We start from the raw sequence: 15,262 nt of genomic DNA on the forward strand, positions 1-15,262 counted from the left end.
CCGACTTGCCGTGTCCCTGTACGCACCGAAACATGGAGTTTGTGACAGCCGGTTCCGACAGCACCGCCGCGCCCGGCCCCGGCCTGCCCTACCTGCGCTTTCCCCACCTCCACGGCGACCTCCTCTGCTTCGCCGCCGAGGACGACCTATGGCTCGCCCCGCTGCCCGCCCCCGGCGCCAAGCCCGAGCGGGGCTGGCGGCTGACCGTCGACCGCACCCGCGTCGGGCACCCGCGGTTCTCGCCGGACGGGCGGTCCATCGCGTTCACCAGTTGGCACAGTCTCGACGCCGAGATCCACGTCGTGTCCGCGGAGGGCGGCGTCGCCCGCCGGCTCACCTACTGGGGCAGCCCGGACACCCGGGTGTGCGGCTGGACGCCGCCGGGCAGCGGCGAGGACGGCGAGGCGCAGATCCTCGCGGTCTCCTCGCAGGGCCAGCCGCTGTCGTACCAGACCTGGTCCTATCTGGTGCCGACCGACGGCTCCCCCGGGCGCCGGCTGCCCTGGGGCCCGGTCGACGACATCGCCGTCGCGGAGCAGGCGGGACACCGCAAGACCCTGCTGCTCACCGGCCGCCCGCCGCACGAGCCCGCCGCCTGGAAGCGCTACCGCGGCGGCGCCACCGGCCGCATCTACCTGCACGGCCGGCGGCTGCTCGCCGACCTCGGCGGGCACGTGGAGTGCGTGATGTTCGTCGGCCCGCCGCCGGCCGCGCGGGTCGCCTTCCTCTCCGACCACGAGGGCGTGGGCAATCTCTACTCCTGCCTCCCCGACGGCACCGACCTGCGCCGGCACAGCGACCACGCCGAGTTCTACGCCAGGAACGCCGCCACCGACGGCTACCGGGTGATCTACCAGTGCGCCGGCGAACTGTGGCTCGCCGAGGACTTCGGCCCCGCCGGCCAGCCGCGCCGCCTCGACGTGCGGCTCGGCAGCCCGCGGGCCGGGCGGCGGCCGTACCAGGTGGCCGCGCAGAACAACGTCCAGGGGCTGACCGTCGACACCACGGGCCGGGCCAGCGCCGTCGCGGTGCGCGGCGCGCTGTACTGGCTGACCCACCGCGACGGCCCGGCGCGCACGATCACCGAGACCCCCGGCGTACGCATCAGGCTGCCGGAGATGCTGGGCGACACCAACCGCGTCGCGTACGTCACGGACGCCGCCGGCGAGGACGCCATCGAGATCGCCGACCTGCCCCGCACCGGCGCCGTGGGCGAGCCGCTGCGGCTGGCGGCCGGGAAGCTGGGCCGGGTGCTGGCGCTGGTGCCGTCGCCGGACGGGCGGCACATCGCGATCGCCTCGCACGACGGCCGCCTGCTGCTGGTCCGGGTGCCGGAGCGGGTGCACGCGGACGAGCGGATGTCGGCGGAGGTGGCGGAGGAGTTCGCCGAGGCGGTACGGGCCGCGGAGGAGCTGTCCCCGGCGGAGGCCGCGGGCGACTGCCAGCTCACCGAGCTCATCCGGTCGGTGAACGGGCCGGTACGCGACCTGGCGTTCTCACCGGACTCCAAGTGGATCGCCTGGGCGCACCCGGGCATCGGCCGCTCGCTGCGGCAGATCAAGATCGCCCGGGTCGCGGACCGGACGATCGTCGACGTCACGGACGGCAGGTTCGAGGACGAGGAGCCGGTGTTCACGCGCGACGGGCGCTACCTGGCGTTCCTGTCCTGGCGCGGCTTCGACCCGGTGTACGACGTGCACACCGGCGACCTGTCGTTCCCGCTGGGCTCCCGCCCGTACCTCGTACCGCTGCATCCCGCGACGCCCTCGCCGTTCGCGCTCTCCGCCGAGGGCCGGCCCGCGGCCGGCGGGATGGACCCGGTCGGCCCGCCGGCGGCGGAGGCGGGCGCGAACACCGCGGTGCTGGTGGAACCGGAGGGGCTGGAGAGCCGGGTGACGCCCATCCCGGTGCCGGCGTCGAAGTACTCCTCCCTCGTGCCGGTCGCGGGCGGCGGGCTGGTCTGGCTGCGCTGGCCGATCTCCGGGGCGCTGGGCGAGACGTTCGCCAACCCGGCGGACACCTCGGGCCGGCCGACGCTGGAGCACTTCGACATCTCCACCGCCCGGCTCACCGAGCTGACGTCGCTGGTGACGGAGATCGCCGCGAGCGGCGACGGCAGCCGGCTGGTCGTCAACGACGGCGGCTCGCTGCGCGCGATCCCGGCGAACGGCCTGGCGGACGCGGACACCACGGTCTACATCGACATGCGGCGCGTGCTGCACACCGCGGACCCGGTGGCCGAGTGGCACCAGGCGTACGACGAGGCCGGCCGGGTCATCCGGGCGTACTTCTGGGAGCCGCGCATGTGCGGCGTCGACTGGGACGCGGTGCTGGCGCAGTACCGGCCGCTGCTGGACCGGGTGGCCTCCCCCGACGAGTTCGCCGACCTGCTGCGCGAGGTGCTGGGCGAGCTGGGCACGTCGCACGCGTACGTCACGCCCGCCCGCCGCAACGAGGGCCCGCCGCACTACCAGCGGCCCATCGGCTTCCTCGGCGTGAACTTCGTCCGCACCCGCGACGGCCGCGGCTGGGCGCTGGCCCGCATCCTGCCCGGCGACTCCTCCGACACCCGCGCCCGCTCCCCGCTGGCCGGCACCGGCATCCCGGAGGGCTCGGTGCTCACGCACGTCGACGGCCGCGCGGTCGACCCGGTCACGGGCCCGTACCCGCTGCTGGAGGGGGCGGGGGGCACGTCGGTGGAGCTGACGTTCGCGATCGAGGGCGGCGGCGGGAGGCTGCGCCGGGTGGCGGTGGTGCCGCTGGTCGACGACCGGCCGCTGCGCTACCAGGACTGGGTGGCGGCGCGCCGCGCGGTGGTGCACGAGCTGAGCGGCGGGCGCTGCGGCTACCTGCACATCCCGGACATGATCGGCAGCGGCTGGGCGCAGTTCAACAGGGATGTGCGGATGGAGATGAACCGCGAGGCGCTGATCGTGGACGTACGGGGCAACGCGGGCGGGCACATCAGCGAGCTGGTGCTGGAGAAGCTGACCCGCACGATCATGGGCTGGGACCTCACGCGCAACGCGCAGCCCGTCTCGTACACCTCGACCGCACCCCGCGGGCCCATGGTGGCGCTGGCCGACGAGGCCACGTCGTCGGACGGCGACATGATCACGGCGGCGTTCAAACTGCTCGGCCTCGGCCCGGTGGTGGGGCTGCGGACGTGGGGCGGCGTGGTCGGGATGACGGGTCGGCACCGGCTGGGCGAGGGCACGGTGATCACGGTTCCGATGAACGCGGCCTGGTTCGACGAATACGGCTGGGGCGTGGAGAACGCGGGCGTACCGCCCGACGTGGTCGCCGAACGCACGCCGCTGGACTGGGCGGAGGGCCGGACCTCCGAGCTGAACGTCGCGGTGGCCACCGCGCTCGACCTGCTGCGCGAGCACCCGGCGGCGGTGCCGCCCGACTACACCGACGTACCGGACCGCAGCCGGCCGCCGCTGCCGCCGCGCACGCGGCGGTCGTAGAACACCCGGGAGGCGTAACGGCACTTGATCCCGGAATGCGGCATTCGGCCGTTCATGTCAGCCTGAGGGAGGCCCGAACCCCCCTCTCTCACTAGGAGTGACCAGCATGGGCGCATTCGACAAGGCGAAGGACATGGCCGGCGAAGCGGCCGAGAAGGCCAAGCAGGCCGCGCAGAAGGCACAGCAGAGCCGCGAGCAGAAGCAGGAGTCCGGCCAGGACCCTTCGCAGCGCGCCAAGGAGGGCGCGGAGCAGGGCCGCGACCGCATGAAGGGCGACCGCGACGAGCGCGACGACAAGCGGGAGCAGCGCTGATACGGCGTCGTTGAGCCACGCCCGAGGGGCGCACCGCACGCCGGGTGCGCCCCTTCGCCGTTCTCCCGCGCCGGGCGCCTACGAGCGCGCAGGGGCCCGCTTTCAGCGCGTACGGGCGTACGGCGTACGGGCGTTCACCTCCGCCGCCGTACGCGCCGGGCCCCCGCCCCGCGCTACCGCTCCGGCGTCTCCCGCAGCGCCCGCGTGCGCTCATCCGCCGCGCCGCCCGCGCCGACGAGTCCGCCGCGCGCCCCCCGCGTCGCCGCGAGCCGGGGCGCGAGCTTGCCCATCTCCCGCCGCCCCAGCGGCCCGGTGACGAGCGAGGGCAGCGCGCCGCGCACCGACTGCATGCCGCGCAGCCACCACTGCCCGTAGACGTGCGGCGAGCGCCGCTCGATGCCCGCGACCAGACGCTCGACGGCGGGCGCCAGCGGATAGGTCTTGTTGGACGGCCACGGCAGCCGCGCACGCATGTCGCGCAGCACCTCGTCCTCGTCCGCACCGCGCACCATGTCGGTGTCGGTCCAGCTCAGATAGGCGACCCCGACGTCCACGCCCTGGTGCCCGACCTCGCCGCGCAGGCAGTGCGCGAACGCCTCCACGCCCGACTTCGACGCGCAGTACGCCGCCATCATCGGCGCGGGCGTCACGGCGGCGAGCGAGGCGATCTGGAGGTGGTAGCCGCGGGCGCGCACCAGCGCGGGCAGGAAGGCGCGGGCGGTGGCGACACTGCCCAGCAGGTTGACCTCGATGACGCGGTCGAAGGAGCGGGCGTCGGAGTCGAGGAACGGGCCGCCGGTGGCGACGCCCGCGTTGGCGACGACGACGTCGACACCGCCGAAGTGCTCCTCGACCTCGGCGGCGGCGCCGGCCATCGCGTCGTGGTCGGTGACGTCCGCGTACCAGTGGGCGGCCTCGCCGGGGAGCGAGTCGGCGACCTTCTTCAGCTCGTCCGGCTCCAGCCCGACCAGCGCCAGCCGCGCCCCGCGCGCCGCGAGCCTGCGCGCCAGCAGCGCGCCGACGCCGCGGGCGGCGCCGGTGACCACGACGGTCCTGCCCTCGACTCCGTGCCGCCGGCTCATGCGCCCGCCTCCTCCTTCTCGACGGCCGCCGCGGCGGCCGGACCGGCAGTCTTCCCGTCGGCCGCGTCGCCGGCCGTCTCAGCGCCCCTTTCAGCCTGCGCCTCCTCCGGCGCTCCCGCCAGGTGGTCGCGTACGAGCCCGCGCAGCACCTCCGCGACCGCGTACGGCGCCTCGACCGGCGTCATGTGCCCCAGCCCGGGCAGCTCGGTGAACCCCGCGCGCTCCGGCAGCAGCCCGTCGATCTTCCGTGCCAGCTTCACCGGCGTGAGCCGGTCGGCGCCGCCGTGCACCACCGCGGCCGGCACCGGCATCCGCGCCACCTCCGCGTCCAGGTCGAGCTCCGCCAGCACCCTCCCCCACGCGCCGCGCGCCCTGCGCGGGGTGGCGAAGACGATCCGTACGCTCGCCTCGATCTGCGCCGGGGTCGCGCCCCGGCCCAGGATCGCCGGTCCCAGCACCTTCTTCGACAGCGGCGTCACCGGCCCCATCGGCAGCCGCGAGACCAGCAGCGCGCGCTGGATCGCGGACCGCAGCGCGCGGGCCCGCAGCGGTATCACCCGCGACTCGGGCACCAGCCCCGAACTGCCCGTGCTGCACAGCAGCACGGCGGCGGCCCGCTCCCGCAGGTACGGGCGGCCCGCGGCGGCCATCAGTGTCATGCCGCCCATCGAGTGGCCGCCGATCACGGCCTTCTCACCGGGCGCCAGCGCCGCGTCCAGCACGGCGCCGAGGTCGTCGGCGAGGGTGGCGGTGTGGTACGAGCCGTAGCCGCCGGCGGGGCTGCGGCCGTGGCCGCGCTGGTCGTACACGACGACGCGGTAATCGGGCGCGAGCTGCCGGACGACCGGAGCCCAGAAGGCGGTCGAGCAGCACCAGCCGTGCGCGAGGACGACGGCGGGCGCGTCCCCGGGGCCGTGCTCCTCGACGTACAGCCGGGTGCCGTCCGCGGAGACGGCGGTCAGCTCCCGCCGCGGTACGGGCGGGGCGTACGGACCGGTGGTGACGTGCATGAGCCGGGTCATCGGACGGCCTCCTCGCCATGCCGCGCCGCACCGGACTGCCGGGCGCCGGGCACCCCTTCGCCGGTGCGCAGCGCCCCACCCCCGGTGCGCAGCGCCCCTCTCCCGGTGCGCAGTACCTCGTACTCCTCCGGATGCACCCTCCTCGTCACCCTCCGGAACTCGGTCGTCGTGCCCGGCCAGACCGTCGTGTTGCGCCCGTTGGCGTCGAGGTACCAGCTATCGCAGCCGCCGGTGTTCCATACGGTGCGCTTCATCCGTTCCTGCACCCGCGCGTTCCACTGCTTCACGGCGGACGGGCGCGCGTCGAGCGCGACGCGGGCGCCGGGCTCGCCGAGACGGCCGAGCTGGCGCACGAAGTCGGCCATGTAGGTGAGCTGCGCCTCGATGATGAGGATCATCGAGCTGTTGCCGAGGCCGGTGTTGGGGCCGATGATCGTCAGCAGGTTCGGGAAACCGGCCGCGCTGGCGCCGCGCAGCGCCTCCATCCCTCCGCTCCACGCCTCCGCGAGGGTGGTGCCGTCACGCCCCTTGATGCGGTCGGCGATGGGCATGTCGGTGACGTGGAAGCCGGTGCCGAAGATGATCGCGTCGGCCTCGGTCTCGGTGCCGTCGGCGGCCACGAGGGTCGAGCCGCGTACCTCCTTCAGACCGGAGGCGACGACGTCGACGTTGGGCTGGGCGAGCGCCGGATAGTAGTCGTTGGAGAGCAGGATCCGCTTGCAGCCGATGCGGTAGCCGGGGGTGAGCTTGCGGCGCAGTTCGGGGTCCTTGACGGCCCGGCCGAGGTTCCGCTTGGCCAGCCCCTCCACGAATCCCAGCTCGTCGGGGTGTTTGGTGAAAGCCCCCACCTGGAGCTCGCGGATGCCCCACAGGATGCCGCGGCGCAGCTTCGCGGTCGCGGGTACGCGCGCGTGCAGCCACCGCTCGGGGCCGCTGATGGCGCGGTCCACCCGCGGCAGCACCCACGGCGGGGTGCGCTGGAAGACGGTGAGCCGGGAGACCTCCGGCTGGATGGACGGCACGATCTGGATGGCGGAGGCGCCGGTGCCGACCACGGCGACGCGCCTGCCGCCCAGCGGCACGTCGTGGTCCCAGCGCGCGGAGTGGAAGACCTTGCCGGGGAACGTGTCGAGGCCGGGGATGTCCGGGACCTTCGGGTCGGAGAGCGGGCCGGTCGCGGAGACCACGACGTCGGCGGCGAGTTCGCCGCGCGCCGTGTCGATCTCCCAGCGCAGTTCGTCGTCGTCCCAGCGGATGCCGCGTACCTCGTGGTCGAAGCGGATGTGCTGCCGTATGCCGAAGACGTCGGCGACCTGCTCCAGGTAGTCGCGGATGTGCCGCTGTCCGGAGAAGGTGCGCGGCCACTCGGCGTTGGGCGCGAAGGAGAACGAGTAGAGGTGGGAGGGGACGTCGCAGGCACAGCCCGGGTAGCTGTTGTCCCGCCAGGTGCCGCCGAGCGTGCTCGCGCGCTCCAGCACGACGAAGTCCGTGATCCCCTCCCGGCGCAGCCGTACGGCGGCGCCCAGGCCGCCGAAGCCGGAGCCGATCACCGCCACCCTGACGTGTTCACGCGTCATCGCCGTCGTCCTCCCAGCCGTGGAGTCGATTGCGCCAGCATTCACTGGCACGATGAGAGCGTAGGCCCAGTCCTTACCGATGGGTAGGGGGCCGGCGAGATCGACTTCCGCCCGGCGGCGGGGTGTCGGCGGGAGGTCCTACCCTGGTGGTCGGGACGTACGGCACGGACCTGCGGGGACGGAAGAAGACCGGTCGAAGACCGGCGGAGGGGACGCGACGGTGGGACGCGAATACCGGACGGAGGAGCTGGCCGAGCGCGCCGGCATCACCGTCCGCACCCTGCGCTTCTACCGCGAGCGCAAGCTCCTCCAGCCACCGCGCCGCGAGGGCCGTATCGCCTGGTACGGGGAGGGTCACCTGTCCCGGCTGCGGACGATCGCCGCGCTGCTGGACCGCGGGCACACCCTCGGCGGCATCGCCGAGTTGATCTCCGCCTTCGAGAGCGGCCGGGACGTGCGGGGCGCGGCCGAACTGCTCGGCCTGGAGGAGACGCTGACCAAGCCGTGGTCGGAGGAGACCCCGGTGCGCATCACGCCGGAGGAGCTGGCCGACCGGTTCGCGGGCGAGGTGTCGCCGGAGAACCTGGCGACGTCCATCGACATGGGGTATGTCGCCGTGGAGGGCGAGGAGTTCATCCACGTCAGCAGGCGGTTGCTGGACGCCTCGTCGAAGCTGGTGGCCAGGGGCGTGCCGCTGGCCGCCGTGCTCGCCGCCGCCCGCGAGGTGCGCGCCCACGCCGACGACCTGGCCGAGCTCTTCACCGCGCTCATACGGGTGCACGTGCTGGCCGACGTGATGGAGACGCCGGCGGGCGAGCTGACGGGTGAGCAGGTGGAGCGGCTGACGGACGCGCTGGAGCAGTTGCGGCCGGTGTCGATGGATGTACTGGAGGCGGAGGTGGCCATGGCGATGGACCGGCGGGTGCGCAAGGAGTTCGAGGAGTGGAAGCGCACGCGCGCCGGGTCCACCGCCGAGGAGCCGGAGGGCTGAACCGGCCGGTCCTGCACCGGCGTTCGGGGGCCCCGGGACTCAGGCCGCGGAGGGCACGTCGCCGGAGGTCAGGTCCGGGGCCGTGGCGCCGCCGCGGCGTGACCGGGCCCCGTCACGGGGCCCGGCGGGCGTTCACCGGGGTTCCGGCAGCCACCAACGGGCCTTGTAGATCCCGCCGTCGGGCAGCTTGAACGCGCCCTCCGGGTTGTGGGCCGACACCGTCGTCGTCCACCACGTCTTACCGAGGCCCGGCTCCGGGACGGTCGTGGCGACCCGGCCGCTGCCCGGCACGTCGCTGACCGCCTTCACGCTGCGCCTGCTGATCTGCGCGGCGCCGGCGAAGTCCTGGCTGAACTCACGCCGGGCGATGTCGTACTGGTACACCCCGTAGTTGGTGGTCAGCCACAGCCGGCCGGGGCGGCTCGCGACGAGGCTGAGGTCGTGCCCGCCGGCCCGCACGCCGTCGGGGTGCGGCAGCGCGGCGGTGTGGACGCGGGTGAGCGTGGGCGCGGCGGGGGTGCCGCCGACCGAGAGGGCGATCAGCTCGTCGTAGCCTATGGCCCACAGCAGGCCGTTCCTGGTGTCCCACTGCAGCCCGTGCGCGTCGTCGAAGCGGTACTCGACGTACGCGTCGGTCGCCGGGCCCTGCGAGGCGGCGTAGAGGCGGATGGTGTCGCCCGTGCTGCCGGCGACGGCGACGTTGCCGTCGGGGAGCAGTTCGACGCTGTGCGGGTTGACCGAGTCCGTACCGCCGGCGAGGGCACCGGCCCAGTAGCGCCGCCCCGTGGGCACCTCGACGACGGCGGCGAAGCCGAACGAGGCGCTGGTGAGCAGGTACGTACGGCCCCTGTGGCGGCGGGCCTTGGCCTCGTCGACGTACGTCCAGCTCGCCTGCGGCACCAGGTCCGCGTACCGCTCGTCGCCCTCCGGCGAGAACGCCCAGCGCACGGCGTCCGGCGAGTCCCACGGCAGCCGGGAGTCGAGGATGAGGACGCGGCGGGACTTCTGGTCGGTGACGGCGACGGGCGGGGTGGGCCTGCCGCCGGCGGCGTGCGCGGCGGCGGCGGGGAGCGTGGCCGCCGCGCCCGCGCCGAGCGCGGTGAGCAGGGCCGTACGACGGGTGGGTCTGCCGGTCATGGGCACTCCTGACGGGTTGCTCTGATCAACATCATCCGCACAGTGCCACGCGAAACGACGGGAAGTAAGCCCTTGCGGTGGCTGGTTGGTGAATTCTGCGCATCTGTCCCACCCGGTGACCGTTGTCAGTGGCCGCCCTTACGATGGCGCACGTGACCAGAGAAACGGTGGCGGACCCCGCCGCAGAAGAGCCGGTGGAGAAGCGTCTGGAGTCCCACCGCATCGAGCTGACCGGGTACTGCTATCGCATGCTCGGCTCCGCCTTCGAGGCCGAGGACGCGGTCCAGGAGACGATGGTGCGCGCCTGGAAGGGCTTCGAGCGCTTCGAGGGCCGCGCGTCGATGCGCTCGTGGTTGTACCGCATCGCCACCAATGTCTGCTTCGACATGCACGGCAGTCCCCAGCGCCGCGCCCGCCCGATGGACCTGTCGTCCCCCGGCGCCGCCACCACGCCCCCGGAGGCCGCCCTCGGCGCGGCCCTCCCGGAGGCCACGTGGCTGGAGCCGATGCCGGACACGAAGGTCCTCCCCGCGGGGGGCGACCCCGCCGAGGTCGCGGCCCAGCGCGACTCCGTGCGCCTCGCCTTCGTCGCCGCGCTCCAGCACCTGCCGCCCCGCCAGCGCGTGGTGCTGATCCTGCGGGACGTGTTCGCCTGGAAGGCGAGCGAGGTCGCGGAGCTGCTGGAGACCTCCGTGGCGTCGGTGAACAGCGCGCTGCAGCGCGCTCGCGCCACGCTGGCCGCCGAGGCCCCCGCCGACAGCGAGCCCGCCAAGCCGCTGGACGCCGACCAGCAGCGCTTCCTCGAGCGGTACGTGGACGCCTTCGAGCGGTATGACCTGGATGCGCTCACGGCGCTCATGCGCGAGGACGTCATCCTCTCCATGCCCCCGCTGCCGCTCTGGCTGCAGGGCCCGGAGGACATCCGCACCTGGTTCCTCGGCACCGGCTCGGTCTGCCGCGGCTCGCGCCTGGTCCCCTGCTCGGCGAACGGGATGCCGGCCTTCGCGCAGTACCACCCGGATCCCGAGAGCGGCGGTCACCGCGGCTGGGCGATCCAGGTCCTGGAGATCGAGGACGGCAAGGTCACCCATATGAACAGCTTCCTGGGCGTGGACCGGCTCTTCCCGCTCTTCGGCCTGCCGCTGGTGCTGAAGGACTGAGCGCGGCCGGACCGCCGAGGCGCCGCAGACCTGTGCGGTGCGGCACGTCCGCCACGCCCTGATCCGCCCCGGCTCATCGTTGCGGCCCGTTCCGCCACCGCGCGCCGCGTCGGCCCCGTCTGCTACGGCCCGTCCGGCGAGGACTCCGCGCGGGTCTGCAGCAGCGTGCGCTCCTGCGCGTTGCGCGTCAGGTCCGCCGCCCGCGCGAACTCCTCCCGCGCCTCCTCCACCCGCCCCAGCCGCCGCAGCAGGTCGCCGCGCACGCTCGGCAGCAGGTGGTAGTCCTTCAGCGCCGGCTCGTCCGCGAGCCCGTCGACGATCTGCAGCGCGTCCTGCGGCCCGTACGCCATGGACACCGCCACCGCCCGGTTCAGCTCCACCACCGGCGACGGCGCCACCCGCGCCAGCGCCTCGTACAGCCGGACGACCTGCCCCCAGTCCGTGGACTCCGCCCGCGGCGCCCGCGCGTGGCAGGCGGCGATCGCCGCCTGGAGCGCGTACGGCCCGGGCCCCGGCGCCCCCGCCGCGACCAGCGACTGCGCCCGCGCCAGCGCCGCGAACCCGCGCCGGATCAGCAGGTGGTCCCACCGCCCGCGGTTCTGCTCCAGCAGCAGCACCGGCTCGCCGCCGGGCCCGGTGCGTGCCGCCGCGCGCGACGCCTGGATCTCCAGCAGGGCCGCGAGACCGTGCACCTCGGGGTCCTTGGGCATCAGCCCGGCCAGCACCCGCGCCAGCCGCAGCGCGTCCTCGCAGAGCCCCGGGCGCATCCAGTCGTCGCCCGCGGTCGCCGAGTAGCCCTCGTTGAAGATCAGGTAGATGACCTCCAGCACCGACTCCAGCCGCTCCGCCCGCTCCGGCCCCTGCGGCTGCTCGAACGGCACCTCCGCCTTCGCCAGCGTCCGCTTCGCCCGTACGATGCGCTGCGCCACCGTCGGCTCCGTGACCAGGAACGCCCGCGCGATCTCCTCCGTCGTCAGCCCGCCCAGCAGCCGCAGCGTGAGCGCCACCCGCGCGGGCGTGGAGAGCACCGGGTGGCAGGCCGTGAAGACCAGCCGCAGCAGGTCGTCCTCGATGTCGTCGTCGAGGACCGCGGCGAGTTGCGCCTCGCCCTCCGGGCGGCGGCTCTCCAGGTCGTGGCCGATCTCCGCCAGCTTGCGCGCGTAGCGCTCCTTGCGGCGTACGAGGTCGATGGCCCGCCGCCTGGCCGTGGCCATGAGCCACGCGCCGGGGTTGTCGGGCACCCCCGACCCGGGCCACTGCTCCAGGGCCGCGACCAGCGCGTCCTGCGCCAGTTCCTCCGCGACGCCGATGTCGCGCACGATACGGGCCACGCCCGCGATGATCCGCGCGGACTCGATCCGCCAGACCGCCGCCACGGCGCGGTCGGCGGCCCCCCGCGCGGCGGCGGGCGGCCCTGGTGCGTCCTCCCGCCGGGCGCGGGCGTCCTGCGAAGCCGTCACAGCCCCACATCAGAACAGCCCGCCCCGGCCGAAGGCAACTCACCACGGCCCTGACCTGGGCCGTCATGTCCGGCTACGGCTCCATGATCTCCCGCAGCTCAAGGGTGATGGTCCACTCCTCGCCGTGCACCTTCAGGAACCGGTTGGCCCACTCCATCGCCTCTTCCTTCGACTTGACCTGGGCGATGAGATAGCCGCCGACGAGTTCCTTGGACTCGGTGAAAGGACCGTCGACCACGGAGATCTTCCCGTGGTCGGAGACGACCCGTACGGCCTCCTCGTTGGGCTTCAGCCCGGCGGTGTCGAGCAGCACGCCGGACTTGGTCATCTCCTCCAGCAGCTTGCCCATCTCGTCCATGATCTCCTGGCTGGGCATCCCGTCGGCGGGGCTGTTCTCCAGGTCCGGCTCGATCAGCATCATGTAGCGCATCGCGCGTCTCCTCGTTCTCGTCACGGGCGGCCCGGTGCCGTCCTTCTGCCCATGCGTCGAACGGCACCCTGCCGGATCGACACCCCGCCGGAAGTTTTTTCCGTGCCCTCAGCGCGCCACGAATTCGACCCGGAACATCCGGGGCCAGTACTTGCCGGTGAGCAGGAACTCGTCGCCGCCGGGGACCGCGGCGATCCCGTTGAGCTCGCGCGCCCCGGCCCCCAGCTCGGCGGGCTCGAGCAGCCCCGCGGCGTCGATGCCGGCGGCCACGGCGCCGGTGTCCGGGTCGATACGGACCAGGGTGTCGGTCTGGTAGACGTTCGCGTAGACGCTGCCGTCGGGGGTGCACTCAAGCTCGTTGAGCTGGTCGACGGGGGCGCCGGCGCGGGTGACGTCCACGTGTCCCGTGGGCTCGAACGTCTCCGGGTCGCGGAACGTGAGCCGGGAGCTGCCGTCGCTCATCACGAGCCGGCCGCCGGTGCCGCCGTCCGTACGGTCCAGGCACAGGCCCCAGCCCTCACCCTCGTAGCGCACGCGGCGCAGCTCCTCGAGGGTGTCGGCGTCGCGCTCGATGGCGATGCCGTTCTGCCAGGTGAGCTGCCAGAGCCGGGGGCCGACGAGGGTCAGGCCCTCGCCGAAGAGCGGGGCGGGCAGCTCGCGGCGGACGGTGGGGGCGCCGCCGACGGGGCCGCGGCGTACGGAGGAACTGCCCTCCAGTCCCGTGCCCTCGTAGAGGACGTCCCCGCGCAGCTCCAGGCCCTGCGTGAACGCCTCGGCGTCATGCGGCAGGCGCTCCAGCACCCGTACCCGCAGCTCCTGTACGTCCTGGTCCGTGGGTGCCGGACTCCGGCCGCCCCCTCCCCCGCCGGCTACGCCCTCATTGGCGGGGGTGCCCCCATTCCCACCGGCTACGCCCTCACTGGCCGCCGCCTCGGGGTCCCCGGTCGAGCACGCGGCCAGCGCCACGGCGAGGAGGGCGGAGGCGGTCACGGCGATGCGGCGCATGAGGCCACCCTGGCACAGCCGCCGCACACCACGGGGGCGGGGCGGCTTCGGTGTCGTCGGCGGAGGCGGCGGCAGAGGAGGTCGCAGGAGGAGCGGGAGGAGCGGGAGGAGCGGGAGCGAGGGCGGTGGGCGCTACGGGAGCGGGACGCCCCCGGGCAGCGCCGTGCCGGTCGCCGTGGTCAGGCGGGGGCCCGGCGTGCCGGATAAGCGGGAGCAACCGGCGTGGTGCGGCGCCAGGGCGGCGCCGCCGGACGCGGCGGCACCCGCGAGGATGAGCGCCGCCACCGCGGGAGACGGGCCCGCGGGGGCGGCGTTCTCCGGCGCCGGGACCCGGGGTGCGGGGGTCTCGGGCGCCGGGGTGTGGGGGGCGGTGGCCTCGGAGGTACGGGGCTCGCCGCTGCGGCTCGCGGCCTGCGCGGCACCGGGGCGCCCCGTACCGGCACGGCCGGGCCCGGCGTGCGCCGCGTCCACGCGAGCCGCTTGGCCACGGCCGGATTCAGGCACACCTGTCCTGGACACATCCGTCCCGGGCCAGTCGGACCCGCCCGCCTCCGGCCCGGCCTCGGCGGCCGGGGCGGTCTCGTAGAGCGCCGCTGCCGCTGCGGCGCCCGCGTGGTACGCGGGGGTGGGCGCGGGTACGGAGCCGGGCCCGGCCGGCTCGGGCGGTGCGACCGGTTCGGGCGGCGCGGCGGGAGCCGGCACCCTGCCGGTGACCGGCGCCGCGGCCTCGTCCGCCGGGCCCGCGGCGGGCTCCGTGGCGGGCGCGCCGGCCGGCTGCTCCGGCGGCGTACGGTGCGCCTGGACCGTCAGCTCTATGAGCCCCGCCGCCGCGACCGCGCCGGCCCCGATGGCGAGCAGGGCGCCCAGCGCCCCGTACCGCACCGTCTCGCCCAGCGCGGTGACGCCGACCGCCGCCGCTATCACGGGATTGACCACCGTCAGCGTCGCCAGCGGCGCCGACAGCCCCGCGCCGCGGTACGCCGCCTGCGACAGCAGCAGCCCGGCCGGGGCGAGGATCGCGATCATGCCGATGGCCAGCGGGTCGGTGAAGTCCGCGGTGACGTCCTTGGTGAACACCGACGCCATGCCGAACGCCGCGCCCGAGGCCACCGCCAGCGTCACGCTGCGGGCCGCCATGTGCCGGATCCGCGTGCCCGCCAGCGTCAGCACGGCCAGCACCGCCAACGTCGCCACGGCCAGCGCCAGCGCCGTCGTCCCGCCCAGCTCCCGCGACTCCACCGGGTCGACCAGCATCAGGAGCACCACGAGCCCCACGGTCGACAGCAGTGCGCCGCGCCAGGCGGCCCGCCCCGCGCGGCGGCTGAAGAAGATCGCCGCCATCGGCAGCGCGAAGACGATGGTCAGGGCGCCCAGCGGCTGGACCAGGCTCAGCGGCCCGTAGGCGAGCGCCACCACGTGCAGCAGCGCGCCCGAGGCGTTGAGCACCACGGAGGCCCACCAGCTCCCGCGGTGCAGCGGCGCGAACGCCCCGCCCGCACCGTCGGCGTCGGTGGTGGTGGCCGCGACACGCTCCTGGACGAGTGCGGCGCCGGCGTACGCCACCGCTGACACCAGCGAAAGCAGCACCGACAGCATGAGTGGGCTCATATAG

Annotated in this window: 12 protein-coding genes; 4 read left to right on the forward strand and 8 right to left on the reverse strand. The window is 74.5% G+C overall.

Annotated elements, in window-relative coordinates:
- Positions 1-32 precede the first annotated feature (32 nt).
- Both DMB38_RS12200 and DMB38_RS12205 read left to right on the forward strand, forming a co-directional pair.
- A complete protein-coding gene (locus tag DMB38_RS12200) occupies positions 33-3,473 on the forward strand; it encodes a S41 family peptidase (RefSeq protein ID WP_240662145.1) in 3,441 nt (1,146 codons plus the stop codon).
- A gap of 106 nt (positions 3,474-3,579) precedes the next feature.
- A complete protein-coding gene (locus tag DMB38_RS12205; RefSeq protein WP_125935196.1) occupies positions 3,580-3,786 on the forward strand; it encodes a hypothetical protein in 207 nt (68 codons plus the stop codon).
- Between the two features lie 173 nt (positions 3,787-3,959).
- Here DMB38_RS12205 and DMB38_RS12210 read toward each other — a convergent pair whose 3' ends face one another.
- The 3 genes from DMB38_RS12210 to DMB38_RS12220 are packed head-to-tail and all read right to left on the reverse strand — an operon-like array spanning position 3,960 to position 7,467.
- Positions 3,960-4,868, reverse strand: a complete 909-nt coding sequence (locus tag DMB38_RS12210; protein WP_125935197.1) for an SDR family oxidoreductase — start codon at positions 4,866-4,868, stop codon at positions 3,960-3,962.
- Entirely contained in the window at positions 4,865-5,890 is a 1,026-nt protein-coding gene (locus tag DMB38_RS12215) for an alpha/beta fold hydrolase (protein WP_125935198.1), read from the reverse strand. Before DMB38_RS12215 ends, DMB38_RS12210 begins: the two co-directional genes overlap by 4 nt.
- Positions 5,887-7,467, reverse strand: a complete 1,581-nt coding sequence (locus DMB38_RS12220) for an NAD(P)/FAD-dependent oxidoreductase (protein WP_125935199.1) — start codon at positions 7,465-7,467, stop codon at positions 5,887-5,889. The genes DMB38_RS12215 and DMB38_RS12220 overlap by 4 nt, the downstream gene beginning before the upstream one ends.
- Before the next feature lie 220 nt (positions 7,468-7,687).
- Here DMB38_RS12220 and DMB38_RS12225 point away from each other — a divergent pair, with 220 nt between their 5' ends.
- Positions 7,688-8,458 (forward strand): MerR family transcriptional regulator, encoded by a 771-nt coding sequence (locus DMB38_RS12225; protein ID WP_125935200.1) that lies wholly within the window; start codon positions 7,688-7,690, stop codon positions 8,456-8,458.
- Between the two features lie 132 nt (positions 8,459-8,590).
- Here DMB38_RS12225 and DMB38_RS12230 read toward each other — a convergent pair whose 3' ends face one another.
- Positions 8,591-9,595, reverse strand: a complete 1,005-nt coding sequence (locus tag DMB38_RS12230) for a DUF6528 family protein (RefSeq protein ID WP_125935201.1) — start codon at positions 9,593-9,595, stop codon at positions 8,591-8,593.
- A gap of 152 nt (positions 9,596-9,747) precedes the next feature.
- Between DMB38_RS12230 and DMB38_RS12235 the strand changes: the two genes are divergently transcribed.
- Positions 9,748-10,755, forward strand: coding sequence for a sigma-70 family RNA polymerase sigma factor (locus DMB38_RS12235; RefSeq protein WP_276314955.1), 1,008 nt, complete (start codon positions 9,748-9,750; stop codon positions 10,753-10,755).
- Between the two features lie 122 nt (positions 10,756-10,877).
- On the opposite strand, the gene DMB38_RS12240 is transcribed toward DMB38_RS12235, so the two are convergent.
- The 4 genes from DMB38_RS12240 to DMB38_RS12255 all read right to left on the reverse strand — a co-directional run bounded on the left by DMB38_RS12240 (position 10,878) and on the right by DMB38_RS12255 (position 15,258).
- Positions 10,878-12,215, reverse strand: a complete 1,338-nt coding sequence (locus DMB38_RS12240) for a sigma-70 family RNA polymerase sigma factor (protein ID WP_125935203.1) — start codon at positions 12,213-12,215, stop codon at positions 10,878-10,880.
- Positions 12,216-12,288: 73 nt separating this feature from the next.
- Positions 12,289-12,645, reverse strand: coding sequence for a YciI family protein (locus DMB38_RS12245; RefSeq protein WP_125935204.1), 357 nt, complete (start codon positions 12,643-12,645; stop codon positions 12,289-12,291).
- Positions 12,646-12,753: 108 nt separating this feature from the next.
- Positions 12,754-13,650, reverse strand: coding sequence for a glutaminyl-peptide cyclotransferase (locus DMB38_RS12250; RefSeq protein ID WP_240662147.1), 897 nt, complete (start codon positions 13,648-13,650; stop codon positions 12,754-12,756).
- A 132-nt stretch (positions 13,651-13,782) separates the two neighbouring features.
- The gene (locus DMB38_RS12255) at positions 13,783-15,258 is read right to left on the reverse strand and encodes a DMT family transporter (RefSeq protein WP_240662149.1); all 1,476 of its coding nucleotides are present in this window, start codon (positions 15,256-15,258) and stop codon (positions 13,783-13,785) included.
- Positions 15,259-15,262: the final 4 nt, after the last annotated feature.

Source organism: Streptomyces sp. WAC 06738 (genome assembly GCF_003945505.1).
Lineage (GTDB): Bacteria > Actinomycetota > Actinomycetes > Streptomycetales > Streptomycetaceae > Streptomyces.

Bases quoted from the DNA above. Each gene is read 5' to 3' on its own strand.
- DMB38_RS12215 (WP_125935198.1), bottom strand. From the start codon at position 5,890: ATGACCCGGCTCATGCACGTCACCACCGGTCCGTACGCCCCGCCCGTA.
- DMB38_RS12245 (WP_125935204.1), bottom strand. From the start codon at position 12,645: ATGCGCTACATGATGCTGATCGAGCCGGACCTGGAGAACAGCCCCGCC.
- DMB38_RS12220 (WP_125935199.1), bottom strand. From the start codon at position 7,467: ATGACGCGTGAACACGTCAGGGTGGCGGTGATCGGCTCCGGCTTCGGC.
- DMB38_RS12230 (WP_125935201.1), bottom strand. From the start codon at position 9,595: ATGACCGGCAGACCCACCCGTCGTACGGCCCTGCTCACCGCGCTCGGC.
- DMB38_RS12255 (WP_240662149.1), bottom strand. From the start codon at position 15,258: ATGAGCCCACTCATGCTGTCGGTGCTGCTTTCGCTGGTGTCAGCGGTG.
- DMB38_RS12200 (WP_240662145.1), top strand. From the start codon at position 33: ATGGAGTTTGTGACAGCCGGTTCCGACAGCACCGCCGCGCCCGGCCCC.
- DMB38_RS12205 (WP_125935196.1), top strand. From the start codon at position 3,580: ATGGGCGCATTCGACAAGGCGAAGGACATGGCCGGCGAAGCGGCCGAG.
- DMB38_RS12210 (WP_125935197.1), bottom strand. From the start codon at position 4,868: ATGAGCCGGCGGCACGGAGTCGAGGGCAGGACCGTCGTGGTCACCGGC.
- DMB38_RS12250 (WP_240662147.1), bottom strand. From the start codon at position 13,650: ATGCGCCGCATCGCCGTGACCGCCTCCGCCCTCCTCGCCGTGGCGCTG.